The sequence below is a fragment of the Streptomyces sp. NBC_01237 genome (assembly GCF_035917275.1).
GTDB lineage: Bacteria > Actinomycetota > Actinomycetes > Streptomycetales > Streptomycetaceae > Streptomyces.
Window position 1 is genome coordinate 7,312,138 of the sequence record NZ_CP108508.1, and the last position, 22,294, is coordinate 7,334,431.

Genomic DNA, 22,294 nt, shown 5'->3' on the forward strand with positions numbered 1-22,294 from the left:
GGTGCCGGTGCGCGGCCGTCCCGTCCCGGTGGGTCAGGCGGCCTCGATGATGTCCGGGCCCGCGGTCCGGGTCGCGGCCGCCCACTCGATCAGCAGCACCTCGTACTTCGCCGACTCCACGGACGACCAGTCCTGACCGGCTCCGGCGTCGACGAGCGCGCGAATGGCTTCGTTGGCCTGGTCGGCCTGGCTGGCCTCGTCGACGGACGGGGCAGCGGGCAGGGCCGGGCCGGAGGGTATGGAGCGCCGTGGAGTTAAGACCATGCGCTCAGCTTACTTGCCGCCACTGACAGCGACCCCCTCGGTGCGCGCCCGGAGTCGGCGCGCCCGGGATTTCGGGGTGCGCGGCGCGGGCGGACCCGCCTCTCAGGGCTCGCGGCGCATGCAGACCCGAGGCCAGCGGTCCAGGCCGTGTTCCGCCTCCTCCGCCCGGATCTTGCGCAGCCCATCGGTGAGTTCGCCCTCCCTGAGGGTCCGGAAGCCGATGCGCGCGTAGTACGGGGCGTTCCACGGGACATCGGTGAAGGTGGTCAGGGTGAGCGGCGCCGGCCGCCGTTCGGCCGCCCATGCGGCGAGGTGGTCGATGAGGGCGCGGCCGATGCCGCGACGGGCGGCGGCCGGGTCGACCGAGACCTGTTCGATATGGAAGGCGCCGTCGACGGGGTCGGCGATCAGATAGCCGGCCGGGCGGTCGTCGGTGGTCTCCAGGGGATCGGTGGCGACCCAGCAGCGCCCCGCCCGCCGGTAGCTCTCCAGCAGGGTGAGGGGCGGCGGGTCGTCGTCGGCGACGGAGGCCATGCCGAGGGTGCGGAACGGTTCGCCTGCGGCGCGCTCGATGTCCTGGAGCAGGGGGAGGTCGGCGCGTCTGGCGGGGCGGATACGCATGCGTCCAGTATGGCGAGCGACGCCGGTCGCCGGTATGCGGCGACCGGTATCCGGTGTCTGTCGTTCGTTGTCCGGTCCTGGCGGAACCGCTCGGGCGGGTTCAGGCGCCGGTGCTGATCAGTTCGTCCGCGGGGCTGTTCACCGGCTGCGGTGTCCCGGTGGGATCCAGGACGAAGAGCGGAATGCCCAGGCCGTCCGCGCGCGCCCCGGCGTCCTCGGTGTAGCCGGCCATGGAAAAGAACACGCCCGCCGCCGAAGCGTTCAGGGCGTTCAGCCAGAGGCACTCCACATCGCGTGGCGTGGCCGGCCGGGTGCCCGCGTCGACCTGGGCGACGACCCCCGCCGCCCGCAGGTCGATCCGGGACGCGGGCCGCTCCGGGGGCTGTGTGATCTCGCGGTAGCCCAGCCATGCCAGATACCGGGCGGCAGCGTTCACCGCGTCACGGCCGGTGCGGATCGCCGTCGGGTGGAAGGACGGCCGCGGATGGGCGGCCGTGCGGGGCAGCGGTATGTGGGAGGGGCCGACCGCTCCGGTCCTGTCGGGAGGTGCGGCGGTATCGGCGCCGGGCGCCGGGGTGTCCGTACGCGCGGCCGTGACCGGGCGGACCGGAACGCGCAGCACCGTCCCGCACGGGCAGCACAGTTCCGGCTGCGGCCACTGGTCCAGGCGTCCGCACCCGGCGCAGCGCACCGTCACCCAGTCGTCGTCCCAGGTGCGGTGCGTGAGCGGTTCGGCCGGGGCGCCGCGCAGCAGCGGCGGGGCGGTCGGGCTGCCGCACGGGCAGGGGTAGGCCGGTGCGGCGTACGCGTGGCCGCGGCCACAGGCGGGACACCGTACCGGCACGGACTCCACGGTCGTCTCCCTCCGGTACGTCCTGCGGGGCGTTCGCGTCGCGTGGCCCCGCCGTCACGGTCATCGTCCACCAAGAGCGAGGCCCTGGGGAGGGAATCGCCGTACTCCGTGGGGTCCGGTGGCCCCGCGCTCCCTTGACGGCTGACGCACCGCGTTTTAGATTGCTTCCGTATAGCAGAACTAAACTTCCGTAATACGGAATTGGTGCTCTCAGGTGGCGCGACAGAGCCCGACTCCACCCAGCCCGAGCAGGAGCACTCAATGCCTCGTATGACCGCTGCCCGAGCGGCAGTTGAGATCCTCAAGCGCGAAGGCGTCAGCAACGCGTTCGGTGTGCCGGGTGCGGCGATCAACCCGTTCTACGCGGCACTCAAGGCGTCCGGCGGCGTCCACCACACCCTGGCCCGCCACGTCGAGGGCGCCTCCCACATGGCGGAGGGGTACACCCGCGCCGGGGCGGGGAACATCGGCGTCTGCATCGGTACGTCGGGCCCGGCGGGCACCGACATGATCACCGGCCTGTACTCCGCCATCGCCGACTCCATCCCGATCCTCTGCATCACCGGCCAGGCCCCGACCGCGGTCCTGCACAAGGAGGACTTCCAGGCCGTCGACATCGCGTCGATCGCCAAGCCGGTCACCAAGGCCGCCACCACGGTGCTGGAGGCCGCGCAGGTCCCCGGCGTCTTCCAGCAGGCCTTCCACCTGATGCGCACGGGCCGTCCCGGTCCGGTCCTCATCGATCTGCCGATCGACGTGCAGCTCACCGAGATCGAGTTCGACCCCGAGCTGTACGAGCCGCTGCCGGTGCACAAGCCCGCCGCGACCCGCCGGCAGATCGAGCGGGCCATCGAGATGCTGAACGCCTCCGAGCGCCCGCTGCTCGTCGCGGGCGGCGGCATCATCAACGCCGACGCCTCCGCGCTCCTGGTGGAGTTCGCCGAGCTGACCGGCGTCCCGGTCGTCCCGACCCTGATGGGCTGGGGCATCCTCCCCGACGACCACGAGCTGAACGCCGGCATGGTCGGCCTCCAGACCTCGCACCGCTACGGCAACGCGAACTTCCTGGAGTCCGACTTCGTCCTCGGCATCGGCAACCGCTGGGCGAACCGTCACACCGGCAAGCTGGACGTCTACACGCGGGGCCGTACGTTCGTCCACGTCGACATCGAGCCCACCCAGCTCGGCAAGATCTTCGCCCCCGACCTCGGCATCGCCTCCGACGCCAGGGCCGCGCTGGAACTCTTCGTCGAGGTGGCACGCGAACTGAAGGCCGCTGGCACGCTCAAGGACCGTTCGGCCTGGGCCGCCTCCACCCAGGAGCGCAGGGCCACGCTGCAGCGCCGGACCCACTTCGACAACGTGCCGCTCAAGCCGCAGCGCGTGTACGAGGAGATGAACCGGGCCTTCGGTCCCGAGACCCGCTACGTCACCACCATCGGGCTCTCCCAGATCGCCGGCGCCCAGATGCTGCACGTCTTCAAGCCGCGCCACTGGATCAACTGCGGCCAGGCCGGTCCGCTCGGCTGGACCATCCCGGCCGCGCTGGGCGTCGCCACCGCGGACCCGGACGGCACCGTGGTCGCGCTCTCGGGCGACTACGACTTCCAGTTCATGCTGGAGGAGCTGGCCGTCGGCGCGCAGCACCGCATCCCGTACGTCCACGTCCTGGTGAACAACTCCTACCTGGGCCTCATCCGCCAGGCCCAGCGCAACTTCGACATCGACTTCCAGGTCAACCTGGAGTTCGAGAACCTCAACTCGCCGGAGCTCGGCGTCTACGGCGTCGACCACGTCAAGGTCGTCGAGGGCCTCGGCTGCAAGGCGATCCGGGTCACCGAGCCGGACCAGCTGCTGCCCGCCTTCGAGGAGGCGAAGAAGCTGGCCGCGGAGTTCCGGGTGCCGGTGGTCGTCGAGGCGATCCTGGAGCGGGTCACGAACATCGCGATGAGCGGTACGGACATCGCGTCGGTCAACGAGTTCGAGGACATCGCGACGGAGCCGGGCCACGCACCCACCGCGATCCGCCCGCTGACGGTGTCCTGACCACACCGGAACGAGCAGGGCCCCTCCCCCCGAAGCCCAGGGGAGGGGCCCTGCCCATGCCCGGCCGCCCAAGGACGCAGAGCCCACCCCGCCCCTCCCAGCCGGTCCGGCGTTTGAGGACGCAACCCTGAGCCCCGGTTCGGGAGGCGCCCACCCCAGCCGGTCCGGCGCTTGAGGACGGAACCCTGAACCCCGGTTCGGGAGGCGCCCACCCCAGCCGGTCCGGCGTTTGAGGACGGAACCCCGAGCCCCGGCACGGGAGGCGCTCATGGCAGCCGGTCCGGCGCTTGAGGACGGAACCCCGAGCCCTGGCACGGGAGGCGCCCACCCCAGCCGGTCCGGCGTTTGAGGACGGAACCCCGAGCCCCGGCACGGGAGGCGCTCATGGCAGCCGGTCCGGCGCTTGAGGACGGAACCCCGAGCCCCGGTCCGGGAGGCGCCCACCCCAGCCCGTCCGGCGCTTGAGGACACAAAGAAAGGGCACGGAGCACGGGACGTACCCGTACTCCGTGCCCTCGACAGCACAGGCCCCGACAGGGACCGCGGCGCCGGCGATCGGCCCGGAACCCCGCCTCCTTCAGGTCAGAAGGCGGACCCCGCACCCGTCACCACCGCACTGGCATCGCTCGGCGACCGCGGCCTCGTCCTGCCCGCGCCGTGCGGACCCCTCATCCGGGTGCGCGGCGCGGGCAGGGTTCATGGGGGAGAGGCTCAGTCCTCGCGCAGGGCGCGGACGGCCTCCTCCACACGCTTGCCGTAGTCGGCGTCGGCGGCGTGGAAGTGGGCGAGGTTCTTCTCGATCACATCGTCACGGGTGACCTGCGAGAGACCCCCGGCGATGTTGGCGACCAGCCGGCCCTTCTCGTCCTCGGACATCAGCCGGAACAGCTCGCCCGCCTGGAAGAAGTCGTCGTCCTTGGTGTGGGCGGGCGCCTCGTGCGTGCCGGTCCAGCCCTGGACGGCGAGCGGGGCGGCGAGTGCCGCGCCGGTCTGCGCCGGACCGTCGTACGAGTTGGGCTCGTAGTTCTTGTCGTGGCGCGAGCCGTTGCGGGTGGCCATCAGACCGTCGCGGCCGTAGTTGTCCGCGGTGGCCGTCCGGGGCGCGTTGACCGGGAGGTGGGTGTGGTTGACGCCCAGCCGGTAGCGGTGCGCGTCCGCGTAGGCGAACAGCCGGCCCTGGAGCATCTTGTCCGGGGAGGGACCGATGCCGGGCACGAAGTTGTTCGGGGAGAACGCGGCCTGCTCGACCTCGGCGAAGACGTTGTCCGGGTTGCGGTCCAGCACGAGCCGGCCGACCCGCTGGAGCGGGTAGTCGCTGTGCGGCCACACCTTGGTGAGGTCGAACGGGTTGAAGCGGTAGTCCGTGGCTTCCGCGGCCGGCATGACCTGCACATGCAGCGTCCAGGACGGGTTGACGCCGCGCTCGATGGCCTGGAGCAGGTCAGTCTGGTGCGAGTTGGCGTCCTTGCCGACGAGTTCCGCGGCCTGGTCGGCGGCGAGGGAACGCACGCCCTGGTTGGTCTTGAAGTGGTACTTGACGAAGAAGGCCTCGCCCTGGGCGTTGGTCCACTGGTAGGTGTGCGAGCCGTAGCCGTTCATATGACGGTACGAGGCGGGGATGCCGCGGTCGCCCATCAGCCAGGTGACCTGGTGCGTGGCCTCGGGGGCGTGCGCCCAGAAGTCCCAGACGTTGTCCGGTTCCTGCTTGCCCGTGAACGGGTCGCGCTTCTGCGAGTGGATGAAGTCGGGGAACTTGATCGGGTCCTTGATGAAGAACACCGGGGTGTTGTTGCCGACCAGGTCGTAGTTGCCCTCGTCCGTATAGAACTTGAGGGCGAAGCCGCGCGGGTCGCGGACGGCGTCGGCGCCGCCCAGCGAGTCGGCCACCGTGGAGAAACGTATGAACGTCTCGGTGCGGCGGCCCACTTCGGAGAGGAAGTCGGCGCGGGTGAAGCCGGTGACATCGTCGGTCACCTCGAAGTAGCCGTAGGCGCCGGAGCCGCGGGCGTGCACCACGCGCTCCGGGATGCGCTCACGGTTGAAGCGGGCGAGCTTCTCAAGGAGGTGCTGGTCCTGGAGGAGGATCGGTCCACCGACGCCGGCGGTGGCGGAGTTCTGGTTGTCGGCGACCGGGGCGCCTGACTCGGTCGTGAGCACACGCTTAGCCATATGTCGGGATGACCTTCCGTACGGAGCTGCTGACGGCTTGAGGAGCGTAGGTTCGCCATGAACGACGCGTCAACAGTTTGTTGAAAGTGAAGGGTGAGGTTCCGGGTCGCGGCGGCGCCTGGGCGCGACAGGACAGGTGTCAGCGCCACCGCGACCCGGAGTTCATGGGGCCCCGTGACGGGGCCGGGTGTCAGACCTGCGAGCCGGAGAGGCGCTCGACGGAGCGCAGCAGGGCCGAGTGGTCCAGGCCGCCGTCACCCTGCGCGCGCAGGGAGGCGACCAGTTGGGCGACGACGGCGCCGACGGGCAGCGCGGCACCGACATTGCGGGCGGCGTCCGTGACGATCCCCATGTCCTTGTGGTGCAGATCGATCCGGAATCCCGGGGCGAAGTCGCGCTTGAGGAAGTTGTCCTTCTTACGGGTCAGTACGGTCGAACCGGCCAGACCGCCGTTGAGGACGTCGAGCGCGGCGGCGAGGTCGACGCCGGACTTCTCCAGGAAGACCACGGCCTCGGCACACGCCTGGATGTTGACCGCGACGATCAGCTGGTTGGCGGCCTTCACGGTCTGGCCGGACCCGTGCGGGCCGCAGAGCACGATCGTCCTGCCCAGCGCCTCCAGCAGGGGCCGGGCCGTGTCGAAGTCGGCCTGCTCGCCGCCGACCATGATCGAGAGAACGGCCTCGACCGCGCCCGCCTCGCCGCCGGACACCGGGGCGTCCAGCACGCGAAATCCCTTGTCCAGGGCGTTCTTCGCGAGGTCCACGGAGGTCTGCGGGGTGATCGAGGACATGTCGATCAGCAGCGCGCCGCGCTTCGCGTTCTCCAGGATGCCCTCGGGGCCGTACGCGATGGCCTCGACCTGCGGGGAGGCGGGCACCATCGTGATGACGACATCGGCGTCCGCGACGGCGTCGGCGATCGAGGGGGCGCCCTTGCCGCCGGCCGCGACCAGGCGGTCGATCTTGTCCTGCTCCAGGGTGTACCCGGTGACGTCGTAGCCGGCCTTGACCAGGTTCTCGGACATGGGGGAGCCCATGATGCCGAGCCCGATCCACGCAACCTTGGGGAGGTTGTTGCTCATGAGGGTGCCTTCCTGAAAAACGGGTGTACGTGAGGGAGTTCGGCCGCCCCTACCGGGGGAGCCACCCGAAGGACTCGGCGCTGGGACGGTCGCCCGGCTTGTACTCCAGGCCGACCCGTCCCGCGTAGCCGGCCTCGGTCAGCTCGTCGAGGAGCCGCTCCAGCGGGAGCGAGCCGGTGCCCGGCGCGCCGCGGCCCGGGTTGTCGGCGATCTGGACGTGGCCGGTCTTCCCGGCGTACGTCTTGATCACCTGGCTCAGGTCCTCGCCGTTCATCGACAGGTGGTAGAGGTCCAGCAGGAACTTCGCGTTCCCCAGGCCCGTCGCCGCGTTGACCCTGTCGACGATCTCGATCCCGGCCGGTGCGCTCACCAGTGGATAGAGCGGTGACTCCGGCTTGTTCAGGGTCTCGATCAGCAGGACCGCCCCGATCCGGTCGGCCGCACGGGCGGCCAGTACCAGGTTCTCCAGGGCGAGTTCGTCCTGGACGGCAGGGTCCACGCCGTCGACGCGGTTGCCGTACAGCGCGTTGAGCGCGGTGCAGCCCACCGAGGCGGCGAACGCCGCCGCCACCTCGATATTGGCGCGGAAGCGGTCCGACTCGGCGCCGGGCACGGAGAGCGCGCCGCGGTCGGGGCCGGGCAGCTGTCCGGCGTAGAAGTTCAGTCCCACCAGCTGGGTGCCGGCATCGTCGAGCGCCTTCTTGAGGGCGTCGAGCTCCGCCTGCGGCGGGGTGGGGGTCTCGATCCAGGGCCACCACAGCTCGACCGCCGTGAAGCCTGCCGCGGCGGCTGCCGCGGGGCGCTCCAGGAGCGGGAGTTCCGTGAAGAGGATCGAAAGGTTCACATCGAAGCGCTGGTCCGGGTATCCCATGAGGGGTTCGGCGCTCCTTCCGTATTGCGGAAGTTAGTTTCTGCTTAACGGAAGATTGCCCGGCGGGTGGCGAGGCTGTCAAGGGGGTGCCCGAAATTCGGGCCGGCCGACGGCACGCCCGGCCGGTGCCGGGGCCCCTTGCCGTCGGGGGCGGGGCGGGCCAGGGTGGCTGACGCATCCGAAGCAGCCACCGCCCCCCCCACGAGGTGCCTCGCATGAACCACACCGCCACCAGCCGCCGCAGCCTCCTCGGAGCCCTGCTCGCGGGCGCCGTCCTGTCCGCCGCCCCCACGGCGCCCGCCCGGACCGCCGCCCCCGGCGGGCCCGCCCCCGTGCCGCCGGGCGCCCCACGCGCCATCCGGCCGCTCCTCCTCGGTACGTACACCTCGGCCGAGGGAGGCGGCACCGGCATCGGCACGGCCACGTACGACACCACCACCGGGGCGATCGCCACCGGCCCCGTGATCACGGGGGTCGACAACCCCTCGTACCTCGCCCCGCACCCTTCGGGCAGCACCGTCTACGCCGTGGACGAGCAGGACCGGGGTGCCGTGACGGCCGTCGCGCTGGCGCCGGACGGCGCCCACCGGGTCCTCGGCAGCCGGGACACCGGCGGCGCCGGCCCCACCCACCTCTGCGTGCACCCCACCGGCGAGTGGCTGCTCAGCGCGAACTACACCTCGGGCAGCGTCGCCGTGCATCCCCTCGCCGCGGACGGTTCCATCGGCGAACGCACCGACCTCGTCACGCACACCTCGCCGCCGCCGGGACCGGGTCAGAACGGGCCGCACGCCCACCAGATCGTCACCTCGCCCGACGGGGGTCATGTCCTCGCCGTCGACCTGGGCAACGACACCGTGTACACCTACCGCCTGGACACGACCGCCGGAACGCTCACCGAGGTCTCCCGCGCGGCGCTGAAACCCGGGGCCGGGCCGCGCCACCTCACTTTCCATCCGGGCGGCCGCTTCGCCTACCTGGCGTGCGAGCTGGACAACACCGCCGTCGTCTGCGGATACGACCCGGTCACCGGAACCCTCACCCCGGGAACCGGCCAGTCCACCGGGACCGGCCCCGGGACCAGCTATCCGGCGCAGCTCCTGGTCACCGCCGACGGGGCCTTCGCCTACCTGGCCAACCGGGGCCACAACAGCCTCACCCGCTACGCCGTCGAGCAGGACGGGGCGGCGCTCCGGCTGCTGGACACCGTGCCCGTCGGTGGCGACTTCCCCCGTCAGATCGCCTTCTCCCCGGACGGCGCCCTGCTCTTCGCCGCCAACCAGCGCTCGTCCACCGTCACCGTCTTCCGGGTGGACCGGGCCGACGGTGCTCTGAGCGGCGCGGGTCGGCCGGTGGCGGCTCCGGTCGCGGTCTGCGTGCTGCCGCTCTGATGTCGCTGTGACCGCCCGCCCGGCCGGTCACCAGCGGGTTATGGTCATGGCCGAGCCGCGCAGGAGCAGGTCGGCGGCGAGCACACGCGAGGACAACAGGGAGGCACAGTGCGCTTGAGGGTGGAGTTCACCACCGAGCCCTTCGATCTCGACGAGGCGCCCGCTCACGCGGTGGTGGCCCGTGAGGTCATCCAGACCGCCGAACTCGACGCCGTGGACGTCGGCCCGTTCGGGAACACGGCCGAAGGGGGAGCGGACCAGGTGCTCACCGCGGTGGACTCCCTGCTGCGCAAGGCCCTGGCCTCCGGCGCCACCCGGGTCTCGCTCCAGGTCAATGTGATCGGGGAGGGCGCACAGTGACCACATCGGCGGACCACCCCCCTCTGGACCCGGTGGATCACCCCCTGATCGCCGCGGTGAAGCCGCTCGTCGACGCCATGGGTGCCGAGCTGCTGGGGCCCGAACAGGCGCAGACCGATGATGTGGTGCTGTCCTGGGAGGGGCGGGACGTCGTCGCGGTCCGTCTGCCCCAGCTCTCGGACTCGCTCGACCACATCCTCGCCGCGATGGAGCGACGGCACGGGATGCCGCTCGCCGACCTGGACCGTCGGACGAAGCAGTCCGTCGTACGGACTCTGGAGGCACGTGGTGCCTTCTCCGTGCGCCATGGGGTGGAGACCGTGGCGGGCGCCCTGGGGGTCAGCCGCTTCACGGTCTACAACTACCTGAATAGGGAAAATGCCGCCAAGGGTGAGTAGTTGAGCGAACACCGAGGAAAGCCGCCGTCCGGATGCCGGGACGGCGGCTTTCTTCGTTCGCGATATTTCAACAAAGTGTTGACGTGATGTTGTCGAGGGCGTTAGCTATCCGCAGCCCGTACAACGCACAGCGAAAAACAGCCACGGAGGCTCCCGTGACTTCGAGCTCCACACCGGGCCTGGCCCGGTTCAACACCCTGGCGGACAGCGAGGCCACCGCCGTGCTGCACGAAGTGTGTGCCGGCGCCGCCTGGGGGAGGGCCATCCTCTCCCGGCGCCCGTACGCCACAGCCGACGCCCTTTTCGCCGCGAGCGACGCCGCCATGGCCGAGCTCACCGCCGCGGATCTGGCCGAGGCGATGGCCGGTCACCCGCCGATCGGCCGCCCGAAGCCCGGGGACCCTACCTCCTCCCGTGAACAGCGGGGGATGGCCGGCGCCTCCGAGGAGCTCAAGACCGAGATGCTCGAACTGAACCTGGCCTACCAGGAGCGCTTCGGACATGTCTTCCTGATCTGCGCCACCGGCGCCACCGGTGAACAGATGCGCGACGCGGTCAGGACCCGGATCGGGAATCCGCCCGAGCGGGAGCGTGAGAACGTGCGCACCGAGCTGGGCAAGATCAACCGCATCCGGCTGGCCCGTCTCGTACAGGACTCTTGAGAACAAGGAGAGTGACGGTCTTGAGTACCGACACCACCGCATCGGTGTCCACGCACATCCTGGACACCAGCATCGGCCGTCCGGCCGCGTCCGTCGCCGTGTCCCTCGCCGCCCGCGGTGGCGCCGGCGCGGAGTACGTGACGCTCGGCGCGTCCGCCACCGATGCCGACGGGCGCTGCAAGGACCTGCCGGCGCTGCCGGAGGGCACCACCCACGTACGTCTCGTGTGCGACACCGGGACGTACTTTTCCAAGAAGCAAGCCGAGGCGCAGCAGGACGCCCCCCGCGTAAGGGACAGCGGTGCGTTCTTCCCGGAGGTGGCGATCGCGTTCGCCGTCGTGCCGGGCGAGCACTATCACGTACCGCTGCTGCTCAACCCGTTCGGCTACTCCGTTTACCGAGGGAGCTAGCAGACATGCCCACGATTCTCGGCCAGAACCAGTACGGCAAAGCAGAGAACCGCGTCGTCAGGATCACGCGGGACGGCGACACCCACCACATCAAGGACCTGAACGTCTCGGTCGCCCTTTCCGGCGACATGGACGATGTGCACTACTCCGGCTCCAACGCCCATGTCCTGCCGACCGACACCACCAAGAACACGGTGTACGCGTTCGCCAAGGAGCACGGCATAGAGTCCGCCGAACAGTTCGGCATCCACCTCGCCCGGCACTTCGTGACCTCGCAGGGCCCGATCAAGGTCGCGCGGATCAGGATCGAGGAGTACGCCTGGGAGCGCATCGCGACCTCCGACGGCAACTCCCGGTTCATCGGCGCCGACGAGGTCAAGCACTCCTTCGTCCGCAAGGGCCAGGAGACCCGCACCACCCAGATCACCTACGACGGCGAGAACTTCGAGGTCATCTCGGGTCTCAAGGACCTCACGGTGATGAACTCGACCAACTCCGAGTTCTGGGGCTACGTCAAGGACCAGTACACGACGCTCAAGGAGGCGTACGACCGCATCCTCGCGACCGAGGTCTCCGCCAGGTGGCGGTACAACTGGACCAGCGACGAGCAGCGGATGCCGAACTGGGAGAAGTCCTACGAGCAGGCGCGCAAGCACATGCTCCAGGCATTCGCCGAGACGTACTCCCTCTCCCTCCAGCAGACCCTGTACCAGATGGGTTCGCGCATCATCAACAGCCGCAGCGAGATAGACGAGATCCGCTTCTCGCTGCCCAACAAACACCACTTCCTGGTGGACCTGGAGCCGTTCGGCCTCAAGAACGACCATGAGGTCTACTTCGCGGCGGACCGGCCGTACGGCCTGATCGAGGCCACCGTGCTCCGGGACGGCACAGCGCCGCAGATCCCGGTCGACATGACCAACCTCTGACGCGGAACTGAGCCCGCCCCCGCCCGCCCACAGCCGGGCGGGGGCGGGACGTCCCGGAGGGAACACCCATGGCACAGCCTGCAACGGGGCCGGCAGAAGGCCCATGTTCCGCCCCACCGACCGCTGCCGGTAAGGCAGTTCACCCGGTGGACGAGAAGCTTCCCCCCTCGCGGCTCGTCCCCGCCGCACTCCAGCACATCGCCGCCATGTACGCGGGCGTCGTCACCCCTCCACTGATCATCGGCCAGGCCGTCGGCCTGGACCCGGCCGGCATGACCCGCCTCATCGCGGCGAGTCTGCTCATCGCCGGACTCGCCACCGTCCTGCAGACCCTGGGTGTCGGAGCCTTCGCCGGGAACCGGCTGCCGTTCGTCAACGCCGCCTCCTCCGCCGGGATCGCGCCGATGCTCGCCATCGCCGAGACCAGCGCCACCGGGCACCAACTCCCCGCGATATACGGGGCGGTGCTCGTCGCCGGAGTCTTCTGCCTGGCCGTCGGGCCGTTCTTCGGGAGACTGCTGCGGTTCTTCCCGCCGCTCGTCACCGGCGTCGTCATCACCCTCATCGGCGTCACGCTGATGCCGGTACCCGTCGCGTGGGCGCAGGGCGGCGACAGGAGTGCCGCCGACTTCGGGGCCATGAAGTATCTGGCCCTCGCCGCCTTCACCCTGACCGTGATCCTGCTCATCCAGCGCTTCGGGCGCGGTTTCGTCAAGCAAGTCGCCCTGCTCGTAGGCATGTTGGTCGGCACCTTGGCAGCGATCCCGTTCGGGCTCGCCGATTTCTCCGCGCTGAAGTCCGCACCGCTCGCCGCCCTCCCCACCCCCTTCGCCTTCGGAGCCCCCGAGTTCAGGCCCGCGGCGATCCTCTCCCTGTGCATCGTCATGCTGGTCCTGATGACGGAGTCCTCCGCCGGCATGCTGGCCCTGGGCGAGATCTGCGAACGGCGCACCGACGGCCGCACCATCACCCGCGGCCTGCGCACCGACGGCATCGCCACCCTCCTCGGCCCCGTCTTCGGGGGCTTCCCGACCAGCGCCTTCGCACAGAACGTCGGCGTCGTCTCGCTGACCGGAGTGCGCAGCCGCTACGTCGTGGCGACCGCGGGCGGTGCCCTGCTCGTCCTGGGCGTCTTCCCCGTCCTCGGCGCGGTCGTCTCGCTCGTGCCGATGCCCGTACTCGGCGGCGCCGGCATCGTCCTGTTCGGCTCGATCGCGGTGAGCGGTATCCGTACGCTCTCCGAAGCCGGCCTCGACGACAGCTCCAACATCATCCTGGTCGCGGTGGCGCTCGGCGCGGGCATCATCCCGCTCGCCGCACCCGCCTTCTACGCGGGGTTCCCCTCCTGGGCGCAGACCGTGCTCGGCTCCGGAATCAGTGCCGGGGCGCTGGTCGCGGTCCTGCTCAACCTGTTCTTCCACCATCTCGGCACCCACAGCCGCAGCGCTGTGGCACTCAAATCCTCCTAGGGTCCTGCCGTGCCCACATCGCCGATGAGAGAAGAAGGAAGCATCATGGCAGCTCCGGCAGGGCCTCAGCGCATCGTCATCGAGAACTGTTCGATCGCGACCGTCGACGCCCACGACACCGAGTACGCCTCGGGGTACATCGTCGTGGCGGGCAACCGCATCGAGTCCATCGGCGCGGGCAGGGCACCGGAGGGTCTCGCCGATGTCGTACGCCGCGTCGACGGCACCGGACATCTCGTGACGCCCGGACTGGTCAACACCCATCACCACTTCTACCAGTGGATCACCCGCGGCCTGGCGACCGACCACAACCTCTTCGACTGGCTCGTCGCGCTGTACCCGACCTGGGCGCGCATCGACGAGCCGATGGCCCGCGCCGCCGCGCAGGGGTCCCTCGCGATGATGGCCAGGGGCGGTGTCACCACCGCGATGGACCACCACTACGTCTACCCCGAGGGCTCCGGCGACCTCTCCGGAGCCATCATCGGCGCCGCCCGCGACATGGGCGTACGCTTCACCCTCGCCCGCGGCTCCATGGACCGCAGCGAGAAGGACGGCGGACTGCCGCCGGACTTCGCGGTCGAGACCCTGGAGGGCGCGCTCACCGCCACCGAGGCGACCATCGACGCGCACCACGACGCCTCTTTCGGCTCGATGACCCAGATCGCCGTCGCGCCCTGCTCACCGTTCTCCGTGTCGACCGAACTGATGCGGCAGGGAGCCGAGCTGGCCCGGCGCCGCGGCGTACGGCTGCACACCCACGGTTCGGAGACCGTCGAGGAGGAGCAGTTCTGCAAGGAACTGTTCGGGATGGGCCCGACCGACTACTTCGAGTCGACCGGCTGGCTCGGCGACGACGTGTGGATGGCGCACTGCGTCCACATGAACGACTCCGACATCGCCGCCTTCGCCCGCACGGGAACGGGCGTCGCCCACTGCCCGTCCTCCAACGCCCGCCTCGCCGCGGGCATCGCCCGGGTCCCCGACATGCTCGCCGCGGGCGTCCCGGTCGGCCTCGGCGTCGACGGCACCGCCTCCAACGAGTCCGGCGAACTCCACACCGAGCTGCGCAACGCCCTGCTCGTCAACCGCCTCGGCGCCCACCGCGAGAAGGCCCTGAACGCCCGTCAGGCACTGCGCCTGGGTACGTACGGTGGCGCCCAGGTCCTGGGCAGGGCCGGTCAGATCGGCTCGCTGGAGGTCGGCAAGCTGGCCGACCTGGTGCTCTGGAAGCTGGACACCCTGGCCCACGCCTCCATCGCCGACCCGGTGACCGCGCTCGTCTTCGGCGCCGCGGCCCCCGTCACCCTCTCCCTCGTCGACGGCAAGCCGGTCGTCGAGGGCAACCACCTGATCACGGTGGACGAGGACGCGATCGCCCGCGTCACCCGCGACGAGGCCAGACGCCTCGCGCAGATCGCCGCCGGAGCCTGACGCTCCGCTAAATCCCCCGACCGGCCGGCCGAGGGGGACGGCCCTCGACCGGCCGCCGTGGACCCGAGCGGGGTCCGCGGCAGCCGGTCCGCGGGGCGCACACCCCAATGTGTGCGCCCCGCGGACCGGTGATGAACGCTGCCCGCACGACCTCGGCACACCCCCGCCGGCACCCCCCATGAGCACCCGCGCCCGCGGCGACGCCCGCACCGGCGCGAGGGCCGCACCCTCCCGTGCAGAGCCGCACCACCTGTGAGAGCCGCACCACCGCACCACGTCGCCCCACCTCCCTGACACCCACGTCCCCGACGACGTGTACCCGACTGGAGGAACCGCTGTGGCCGCCAAGCCCAGGTTTCGCAAGGACGCAGTCGCAGGATCCGACCGGAAGCACCCGGTCGACGAAACACTCCCACCTCTGAAGATGTTCACCAGCGGCCTCCAGCACGTGGCCGCGATGTACGCCGGAGTGGTGGCACCGCCCATGATCGTGGGGCCCGCCGTGGGTCTCACCGCCAAGGAGACCGCCTTCCTGATGGGGGCGAGCCTGTTCACCGCGGGCATAGCCACCCTCCTGCAGACCCTCGGCTTCTGGCGCATCGGCGCCCGGCTGCCGTTCGTCAACGGAGTCTCCTTCGCCGGGGTGACCCCGATGGTGGCGATAGGCAAGGACCGGGGCCACGACGGGATCGCCGTGATCTTCGGCGCGATCATCGTCGCGAGCGTGCTCGGCTTCGTACTCGCCCCGTACTTCGGCAAGTTGGTCAGGTTCTTCCCGCCCGTCGTCACCGGCACCGTCATCACCCTGATCGGTGTCTCGCTGCTGCCGGTCGCCTTCAACTGGTCCCAGGGCGGCAACGCCACGGCCGACGACTACGGTTCGATGACCAACATCATCATGGCCGCGGGCACACTCCTGATCGTGCTGGCGCTGCGCAAACTGCTGCGCGGATTCCTCCAGCAGATCGCGATCCTGCTCGGCCTGGTCATCGGGACCCTGATCGCCATCCCCGTCGGCATCACCGACTTCGGCGCCATCAAGGACGCCGAACTGGTGGGATTCCCCACGCCGTTCCACTTCGGCGCCCCGCAGTTCGAGATCGCGGCCATCATCTCGATGTGCATCGTCATGCTGGTCTGCATGACCGAGTCCACCGCGGACATGCTGGCCCTCGGGAAGATCGTCGGCCGGCCGGCGGACGAGCGGACCATCGAGGGCGGTCTGCGCGCCGACACCCTGGGCAGCGCCATCAGCCCACTGTTCAACGGTTTCATGTGCAGCGCCTTCGCCCAGAACATCGGCCTGGTCGCGATGACCAAGGTCCGCAGCCGGTTCGTCGTCGCCGCGGGCGGCGGCATCCTCATCGTGCTCGGCCTGGTGCCGGTGGCCGCGTCCGTCATCGCGCTGGTTCCGCTGCCCGTGCTCGGCGGCGCCGGCATCGTGCTGTTCGGCTCGGTCGCGGCGAGCGGCATCCAGACGCTGGCCACCGCCGCGCTGGAGAAGGGCGAGAACGCGCTGATCGTGGCCGCCGCCGTGGGCATAGGCCTGATACCGATCGCCGCACCGCAGTTCTACCACGCCTTCCCCCAGGACCTGCTGGTCGTCCTGGACTCGGGCATCTCCACCGGATGCGTCGTGGCGATCCTGCTCAACCTGGCCTTCAACCACCTGGGCCGCAAGCCGGAGGGGATGGAGGAGGAAGAGACCCGGAGCGGTGAGCACGTGGTCCCGGCGGCGGCCGGGGCGGGCGTCCACTGAGCGACCGGTGGAGCACTGTGGCGCGCAGGGCGGCCCTCGGCGGGGTCGCCGTACGCGCCACAGGTGTTGACGGGGTGGGCGGAGGCCCGGTCCCGTCAGGGGCGGTCGCCGGTCAGCCGATGTGGAAGCTGTCCCCGTACACCTTCCAGTCGAGCGGCGGGTCGAGGTTGAGGTTGCCCTTCTTCAGGAACACGCGCTGGGCGGTGTCGACCCGGCTGGTGTCCGAGTGGGCCTCCTCCTGCTGCATCGCCCAGACCCGGGCGTCGAGGAAGGCGTTGAGGTACGTCGTCTCGTTGCCGCCCTGCGACGGCGGCTTGGCCTTCGAGAGGGCCCGCTTGCGGATGGAGCTGAAGCTGGTGCTGTCGGAGCCGTCGCCGTGCATCACGATGGCGTCGTAGTACGCGAACTGGCCCAGCGTGCCGATGCCGTCGCTCTTGCCCTGCTTGACCGCCGGGTTGAAGTACACCCGGTCGCGCTCGTCGTTCTGCGCCTGCTTGAACGCCGAGTCGGACGCCGCCTTCACCCAGTCCTTGGTGAAGTTCGGGTCGAGACCCGCGTGCGAGGGGGTGCCGTCCACCTTGCGCAGGGCGGGCAGGTACTTCGCCAGGACGTTGCCGGGCTTGCGCTCGGTGTACAGCTCGACCAGGTCGAGCATGTCGCCGGTGCCGGAACAGAAGCCGATGATGCCCGCCGTGTAGCCGCGGTCGTCGTCGATGTCCTCGATGTACTTGTACTGAGACTTCCAGTCCAGCGAGGAGTTCTCGGCGCTGGAGACCAGCTGCATGGCGATCTCCTTCTTCGCCGGGTCGTCGAGTCCGCTCGCTGCGGCCTTCAGCGGCTGCGCGGCCCGCGCGGGCCGGTCGGCCGAAGGCTGTGCGGGGGTGTCGCCCGCGTGCGCGGCGACGGGGATGGCGGTGAGAGCCAGCCCGAGCGCCACGGCGGCGATGCCGACGGGGCGGGTGAGCCGAGTGGTGCGACGTACGGTGCCGAGATGGGGGTTGTGCACCTGTCCTCCAGGGGAGTTCGCCGTTCCGGGGTTCTGTTAGGAAGCTTTACTATCAGGGTGATAGGTGTGGCGTACACCCCTTCGGCGCAAGTGAGTTGAGAGCCGGGTGGCCGCACGGGAGGCGTACGCCGGTCCCCTGGGGGTCCGGACGTGGAAAGGCCCCGCTCCGCGCGGGGAACGCGCGGAGCGGGGCCGGTGGCGGACCGCGCTCAGCAGTTGAGGTAGGCCACGTGGATCCAGACGCCGGTCGGGCCGCCCCACAGGTCACCCATGACCCAGCTGCCCTCCTGGCCCCGGGCGTTGAGGTTCTGTCCCCGGTTCACCGTGCCGAGCACCGCGTACCCCGTCCCCGGACCGCCGCGGAAGTTCACCCCGTTGTCGTTGACCGTGCAGACCTGCGGCGGCGCCTGGACGGACGGTGCGGTCCGGACGGCTGCGGCGGGGGCGGTCACGGCCTGGGCGGAGGGGCCCGCGGCCAGGCCGAGGCCCGCACCCAGGACCATTGCGGTCAGCAACATCTTCTTCAGCATCCTGTACATCCTGACGCTCCGGGGCGCGCCCGTGTGCGCGCCTCCGGCCCCCTCAACGGGACGACCCGCCCCGGGGTCACGGGTGGGCGCGTTCACCCACGCGGTCGGAAGAACACACAGGTCATCCGGTGTCACAACCGGCGCAGGCCGATCGCCGGGCCGCCGCCCCACGCGTCCGGCGGCCATGTTTCAGCCGCCGTCGACGCGGTAGCTGTCGCCGTACACCTTCCACCGCAACGGTGTCTCCAGCCCGAGTTTGCCTTCGCGTACGAACACCCGCTGGGCGGTCTCCACCCGGCTGGTGTCGCTGTGGGCGGCCTCCTGGCGCATGGCGGCCACCCGGGCGTCGAGGAAGGCGTCCAGATACGCCTGCTCGTCGCCGCCCTTCGCGGGCGGCCGGGCCGTCGAGAGCGCCCTTCGGCGGATCGTGGTGAAGCCGTCCTCGCCGTCGGTGTCACCGGCGCCGTGCATCACATAGGCGTCGTAGTAGATGAACTGCCCGAGCGCGCCGAGCCCGTCGCCCCGGGCCCGCTCCACCGCCGGTTCGAAGTACGCGCGGTCGCGCTCCCCGTCCTGCGCCGAACGGAACTCCGGGTCGTCGGCCGCCTTCGCCCAGGCATCGGTGAACGGCCGCCCGAGCCCCGCGTGCGAGGCGCTTCCCTCCACCGTGCGCAGCGCGGGCAGGAACCGTTCCAGCGGGTTTCCGGGGCGCGCCGCCGCGTACCGTTCCACGACGTCGCGCAGGTCGCCGGTCCCGGAACAGAAGCCGATGATGCCCGCCGTGTAGCCGCGGCCGTCGTCGATGTCCTCGATGTACGCGTACTGCGCCCGCCAGTCCAGCGAGGAGTTCTCGGCGCTGGAGACCAGCTGCATGGCGATCCGTTTCTTCGCCGGATCACGGAGCCCGGCGTCCTCGGTGGCCGGCTCCGGTCCGGTGCAGCCGGTCAGGACAGCGGCCGCCAGGACGGGCGCGAGCAGGGTGCGGAGTATGCGCTTCACGTGCCGAGCCTGCCAGGCCGGGGGCCGGGCGCCGGAGGGTGCCCCGCGGCTGTAGCGTCAGGGGCATGGAAGATCAGTCTGTTGTGGATGTCGGCGATGTGCGGCTGGCGTACCGGACCTGGGGTGACCCGTTCGGCTCGCCGGTCGTCCTGCTGCACGGGCTCGGCGGCTCCGCCGCGAACTGGGAGGCGGCCGGGAGCCTGCTCGGCGAGGAGTGGCGGGTGTTCGCCCTGGATCTGCGCGGGCACGGGGAGAGCGACTGGCCGGACGAGTACGGCCTGGATCTGATGCGGGACGACGTGCTCGGTTTCCTGGACGAGCTGGAGCTCGACCGGGTCGGTCTGGTCGGTCACGGCATGGGCGGGGTCGTCGCCCAGCTGCTGGCCCAGGAGCACTCCGACCGGGTGGAGCGGCTGGTGCTGGTGGAGACCCCCGCGCCGTGGCCGGGCGATCCGGGACCGGTCGGTCGCCCCGAGGGGCCCGTGGACTACGACGAGAACGCGGTGCCCGCCGTCCGGGCCCAGGTGGCCGACCCCGACCCGGAGTGGGCGGAGGGCCTGGGCGAGATCGTCGCGCCGACGATGCTCGTCTCGGGCGGCCCGGAGAGCGCGATGCCGCAGGAGCGCCTGCCCGACATGGCGTCCCTGATCCCGGACTGCCGGCTGATCACGGTGCCGGGCGGCCACCGGGTGCACGAGACCCGGGCCGACCAGGTCGCCCAGCAGATCACCGAGTTCTTCACGAGCTGACCCGGCGGCCCCACGCGTCGGCCGGCCGGTTCCCCGCCGGTCCGGTGGCGTGCCCCGGGGCCGGAGGCACGAGGCGTTGTCAGTCCCCGGTGCCATGATCGGCGCCATGGATCTCGTGACGTTCTTCGACGACCTCGACGCGCAGCCCTGGGCCGCCTACGAGCACGCCTACGGCAGCGCCGAGGACGTGCCCGACTGCCTGCGGGCGCTCGCGGGGGACGACAAGGACGCGGCGGACGCGGCGCTCGGCGACCTGTACGCGAGCATCCTCCACCAGGGGTCGGTGTACGAGGCGTCCGCGAAGGCGGTGCCGTTCCTGGCCCGGCTGGCCGCCGGGGGCGTCCGGACGGTGGACCTGCTGGCCCTCCTCGGCGGTATCGCGGAGGGCGGGACGGAATTCGACGACGGCGACGGGGCGGGCGAGAGCGACGAGGCGGCCTGTCGCCGTGCCGTCGTCGGCCAGCTCCCCCTGCTGCTCGACTCGGTCGCCTCCGATGTCCCCGAAGTACGGCAGTGCGCCGTCTGGGCGGCCGCGATGACCGGAGCGGCCGGGCGGGCGCTGCCGGTGCTCCGCGAACGGGCCGCCGTGGAGGAGGTCCCGCTCGTACGCGCCGAGCTGCTGTTCGCCCTGGCGCATCTGGATGCGGCGGGCACGGCCGCCGCGGCGACGGAGGCGGTGGGCCCGGACCACCCGGGGGAGCTGCGGATCGCGGCACTGCTGGCCTGCGTGGACGGCGGACTCCCCTGGGGCCCGCTCCACCACGAGGCGATGCTTTCCCTGCTCCCCGCCGACGGGCTCGTCGCCGAACGGCTCGACCAGGACCGCGGCGAACCCCTGCACCACATCACTGAGTCCCTGCTGCTCCGGGACACGGACGAGGACCGCGACGCGGTCTTCGCGCTGCTCGGCGCCGCGCTCGCCGACGGGTCGCCCGAGGCGTGCGGCGAAGCGGTGTGGGCGGCCGAGGCCGCCTGCCGGCTGTCCCGCAGCGCACCGCGGCGGCTGGCCGCGCCCCTGCTCGCCCTGGCCACCGGCCCCCGGGCCGCCGATGTCCCGGCCGTGCTGCCCGCCCTGAAGCTTCTCGGAGCACTCGCGGCCCCGGCGGCGGGCATGCTGGCCCGGCTCGCCCAGGGCGAAGGGGAGGAGGCCGACCGCGCCCTCGAAGTCCTGGTCGTGGTGGATCCGCAACGGGCCGCGCCGCTCCTGGCCCGGAATCCGGCGCAGCGGCCGCGCGCGCTCGGTGCGGCATGCGGCGGATCCTTCGGGGCCGCACCGGTCCTGCCGTACGACCCCGGACTCCTCGTGTCGCTCCGCCAGTGGCTCGGCACGCTGGAGCCCGGCGGCAACGGCTCGTTCCGGCTCGCGGCACTGCTGGAGTCCTGGGGCGCGGACGCGGCCGGGGCCGTACCCGAACTGTGCGCCGCGCTGCCCAGGTTCCCGCAGCTGGTGCCCAAGGTGCTGGTCGCCGTATGCCCGCCCGAACGCCGGGAGGACGTGGCTGAGCTGCTGCGTACGGCGGCCCGCTCCGGCCCGGTGGAGGACCGTTTCGAGGCCGCGCGGGCCCTGCACGCACTGACGGGGGAGGACGCTCCGCTGCTGACCGCCGTGGCCGACCGGCTCGCCGAGGACCGCAACGGGATACGCGAGGCCGCGGTCGCCGCCGCCGGGCTGGGACCGGCCGCCGCGGAGCTCGTTCCGGCGCTGCGGGCCGCGTTCAACGCTCCCGACGCGCACCGCAACATCCCCGAGATGCAGGCGGACATCGACATCGCCGCAGCCCTGCACCGCATCACCGGAGACCTGGCGGAAGCCGTGCCGGTGCTGGCCGGGGTGCTCACGGACACCGAAATGACCTGGAGCCGCTGGGCGTTCGTCCACGCGACGAGGGTCGCCGCCGGGCTCGGCCCGGGTGCGGCGGGCGGGCCGCTCGTTCCCGTGCTGGAGGCGCTGCTCGCGGATCCGGAGCAGGTGCCGGGTGCGGTGCTCGCCCTGCTCGCCATCGCCCCCGGGAGGCTCGACGCGCACCGGGCGGCAGGTCTGCTGCTGGACGCGGCGGAGTGCGGAACCGCCCCGGTCGAGGCGGTGGAGGCGCTGATCGCCCTCGGACCGGAGGCGGTCGGTGAGGACGCCCGTGCGCGGCTGGCCCGGCTGGCCGAGCAGGACCTGAGACTGCATGTGTCCGGAGTCCTCGGCGCGGTCACCGCCGACGAGCGGGTGCGTGAGCGGGCCCGAGCGGCGGTGCGGGTGCTGGGCGGCGACGCGGTGGCGGGGGCCGCGACCGCCGGCTGA

General features: G+C 71.2%; 21 protein-coding genes. 12 read left to right on the forward strand and 9 right to left on the reverse strand.

Annotation, left to right across the window (positions count from 1 at the left end; translation table 11 throughout):
• Positions 1-33 precede the first annotated feature (33 nt).
• From OG251_RS32440 to OG251_RS32450, 3 genes are all read right to left on the reverse strand, one after another.
• Positions 34-264 carry a hypothetical protein gene (locus OG251_RS32440; protein ID WP_326680431.1) on the reverse strand — a complete coding sequence of 77 codons (231 nt, stop codon included), beginning with the start codon at positions 262-264 and terminating at the stop codon, positions 34-36.
• Positions 265-366: 102 nt separating this feature from the next.
• Positions 367-885, reverse strand: coding sequence for a GNAT family N-acetyltransferase (locus OG251_RS32445; RefSeq protein WP_326680432.1), 519 nt, complete (start codon positions 883-885; stop codon positions 367-369).
• 100 nt (positions 886-985) lie between these two features.
• Positions 986-1,738, reverse strand: coding sequence for a hypothetical protein (locus tag OG251_RS32450; RefSeq protein WP_326680433.1), 753 nt, complete (start codon positions 1,736-1,738; stop codon positions 986-988).
• A gap of 261 nt (positions 1,739-1,999) precedes the next feature.
• Between OG251_RS32450 and gcl the strand changes: the two genes are divergently transcribed.
• Entirely contained in the window at positions 2,000-3,784 is a 1,785-nt protein-coding gene (gcl, locus tag OG251_RS32455) for a glyoxylate carboligase (protein WP_326680434.1), read from the forward strand.
• Positions 3,785-4,495: 711 nt separating this feature from the next.
• On the opposite strand, the gene OG251_RS32460 is transcribed toward gcl, so the two are convergent.
• The 3 genes from OG251_RS32460 to OG251_RS32470 form a co-directional block, all read right to left on the reverse strand.
• Entirely contained in the window at positions 4,496-5,953 is a 1,458-nt protein-coding gene (locus OG251_RS32460; RefSeq protein WP_326680435.1) for a catalase, read from the reverse strand.
• A 190-nt stretch (positions 5,954-6,143) separates the two neighbouring features.
• Positions 6,144-7,037, reverse strand: a complete 894-nt coding sequence (locus tag OG251_RS32465) for a 2-hydroxy-3-oxopropionate reductase (protein WP_326680436.1) — start codon at positions 7,035-7,037, stop codon at positions 6,144-6,146.
• Between the two features lie 49 nt (positions 7,038-7,086).
• Positions 7,087-7,908, reverse strand: a complete 822-nt coding sequence (locus OG251_RS32470) for a TIM barrel protein (RefSeq protein WP_326680437.1) — start codon at positions 7,906-7,908, stop codon at positions 7,087-7,089.
• Between the two features lie 215 nt (positions 7,909-8,123).
• On the opposite strand from OG251_RS32470, the gene OG251_RS32475 reads away from it, so the two are divergent.
• The 9 genes from OG251_RS32475 (at position 8,124) to OG251_RS32515 (ending at position 16,720) form a co-directional block, all read left to right on the forward strand.
• On the forward strand, positions 8,124-9,299 hold the full coding sequence (locus tag OG251_RS32475; RefSeq protein ID WP_326680438.1) for a lactonase family protein: 1,176 nt from the start codon (positions 8,124-8,126) through the stop codon (positions 9,297-9,299).
• A 108-nt stretch (positions 9,300-9,407) separates the two neighbouring features.
• A complete protein-coding gene (locus OG251_RS32480) occupies positions 9,408-9,659 on the forward strand; it encodes a hypothetical protein (protein ID WP_073719362.1) in 252 nt (83 codons plus the stop codon).
• Positions 9,656-10,057, forward strand: a complete 402-nt coding sequence (locus OG251_RS32485; RefSeq protein WP_326680439.1) for a helix-turn-helix domain-containing protein — start codon at positions 9,656-9,658, stop codon at positions 10,055-10,057. Before OG251_RS32480 ends, OG251_RS32485 begins: the two co-directional genes overlap by 4 nt.
• A 155-nt stretch (positions 10,058-10,212) precedes the next feature.
• The gene (uraD, locus tag OG251_RS32490) at positions 10,213-10,719 is read left to right on the forward strand and encodes a 2-oxo-4-hydroxy-4-carboxy-5-ureidoimidazoline decarboxylase (protein WP_326680440.1); all 507 of its coding nucleotides are present in this window, start codon (positions 10,213-10,215) and stop codon (positions 10,717-10,719) included.
• A 20-nt stretch (positions 10,720-10,739) separates the two neighbouring features.
• Positions 10,740-11,129 carry a hydroxyisourate hydrolase gene (gene uraH, locus OG251_RS32495; RefSeq protein ID WP_326680442.1) on the forward strand — a complete coding sequence of 130 codons (390 nt, stop codon included), beginning with the start codon at positions 10,740-10,742 and terminating at the stop codon, positions 11,127-11,129.
• Between the two features lie 5 nt (positions 11,130-11,134).
• Positions 11,135-12,058, forward strand: a complete 924-nt coding sequence (pucL, locus tag OG251_RS32500; RefSeq protein WP_326680443.1) for a factor-independent urate hydroxylase — start codon at positions 11,135-11,137, stop codon at positions 12,056-12,058.
• 68 nt (positions 12,059-12,126) lie between these two features.
• Positions 12,127-13,527: a nucleobase:cation symporter-2 family protein gene (locus OG251_RS32505; protein ID WP_326680444.1), complete on the forward strand. Its 1,401-nt coding sequence runs from the start codon at positions 12,127-12,129 to the stop codon at positions 13,525-13,527.
• 45 nt (positions 13,528-13,572) lie between these two features.
• Positions 13,573-14,961, forward strand: coding sequence for an 8-oxoguanine deaminase (locus tag OG251_RS32510; RefSeq protein WP_326680445.1), 1,389 nt, complete (start codon positions 13,573-13,575; stop codon positions 14,959-14,961).
• Between the two features lie 337 nt (positions 14,962-15,298).
• Positions 15,299-16,720 (forward strand): nucleobase:cation symporter-2 family protein, encoded by a 1,422-nt coding sequence (locus tag OG251_RS32515; protein WP_326680446.1) that lies wholly within the window; start codon positions 15,299-15,301, stop codon positions 16,718-16,720.
• A gap of 112 nt (positions 16,721-16,832) precedes the next feature.
• On the opposite strand, the gene OG251_RS32520 is transcribed toward OG251_RS32515, so the two are convergent.
• The 3 genes from OG251_RS32520 to OG251_RS32530 all read right to left on the reverse strand — a co-directional run bounded on the left by OG251_RS32520 (position 16,833) and on the right by OG251_RS32530 (position 19,255).
• The gene (locus OG251_RS32520; protein ID WP_326680447.1) at positions 16,833-17,726 is read right to left on the reverse strand and encodes a chitosanase; all 894 of its coding nucleotides are present in this window, start codon (positions 17,724-17,726) and stop codon (positions 16,833-16,835) included.
• Positions 17,727-17,935: 209 nt separating this feature from the next.
• Entirely contained in the window at positions 17,936-18,256 is a 321-nt protein-coding gene (locus tag OG251_RS32525; protein ID WP_326680448.1) for an SH3 domain-containing protein, read from the reverse strand.
• A 189-nt stretch (positions 18,257-18,445) separates the two neighbouring features.
• Positions 18,446-19,255, reverse strand: coding sequence for a chitosanase (locus OG251_RS32530; protein ID WP_442818390.1), 810 nt, complete (start codon positions 19,253-19,255; stop codon positions 18,446-18,448).
• Between the two features lie 65 nt (positions 19,256-19,320).
• Between OG251_RS32530 and OG251_RS32535 the strand changes: the two genes are divergently transcribed.
• Positions 19,321-20,004, forward strand: a complete 684-nt coding sequence (locus OG251_RS32535) for an alpha/beta fold hydrolase (RefSeq protein WP_326680449.1) — start codon at positions 19,321-19,323, stop codon at positions 20,002-20,004.
• A 106-nt stretch (positions 20,005-20,110) separates the two neighbouring features.
• Positions 20,111-22,294, forward strand: a complete 2,184-nt coding sequence (locus OG251_RS32540) for a hypothetical protein (protein WP_326680450.1) — start codon at positions 20,111-20,113, stop codon at positions 22,292-22,294.

Excerpts from the sequence above, each read along its gene's own strand:
- OG251_RS32475 (WP_326680438.1), top strand. The coding sequence starts at position 8,124 with ATGAACCACACCGCCACCAGCCGCCGCAGCCTCCTCGGAGCCCTGCTC.
- OG251_RS32445 (WP_326680432.1), bottom strand. The coding sequence starts at position 885 with ATGCGTATCCGCCCCGCCAGACGCGCCGACCTCCCCCTGCTCCAGGAC.
- OG251_RS32460 (WP_326680435.1), bottom strand. The coding sequence starts at position 5,953 with ATGGCTAAGCGTGTGCTCACGACCGAGTCAGGCGCCCCGGTCGCCGAC.
- pucL (WP_326680443.1), top strand. The coding sequence starts at position 11,135 with ATGCCCACGATTCTCGGCCAGAACCAGTACGGCAAAGCAGAGAACCGC.
- OG251_RS32535 (WP_326680449.1), top strand. The coding sequence starts at position 19,321 with ATGGAAGATCAGTCTGTTGTGGATGTCGGCGATGTGCGGCTGGCGTAC.
- OG251_RS32505 (WP_326680444.1), top strand. The coding sequence starts at position 12,127 with ATGGCACAGCCTGCAACGGGGCCGGCAGAAGGCCCATGTTCCGCCCCA.
- gcl (WP_326680434.1), top strand. The coding sequence starts at position 2,000 with ATGCCTCGTATGACCGCTGCCCGAGCGGCAGTTGAGATCCTCAAGCGC.
- OG251_RS32510 (WP_326680445.1), top strand. The coding sequence starts at position 13,573 with ATGGCAGCTCCGGCAGGGCCTCAGCGCATCGTCATCGAGAACTGTTCG.
- OG251_RS32470 (WP_326680437.1), bottom strand. The coding sequence starts at position 7,908 with ATGGGATACCCGGACCAGCGCTTCGATGTGAACCTTTCGATCCTCTTC.
- OG251_RS32440 (WP_326680431.1), bottom strand. The coding sequence starts at position 264 with ATGGTCTTAACTCCACGGCGCTCCATACCCTCCGGCCCGGCCCTGCCC.
- OG251_RS32465 (WP_326680436.1), bottom strand. The coding sequence starts at position 7,037 with ATGAGCAACAACCTCCCCAAGGTTGCGTGGATCGGGCTCGGCATCATG.
- OG251_RS32540 (WP_326680450.1), top strand. The coding sequence starts at position 20,111 with ATGGATCTCGTGACGTTCTTCGACGACCTCGACGCGCAGCCCTGGGCC.
- OG251_RS32525 (WP_326680448.1), bottom strand. The coding sequence starts at position 18,256 with ATGCTGAAGAAGATGTTGCTGACCGCAATGGTCCTGGGTGCGGGCCTC.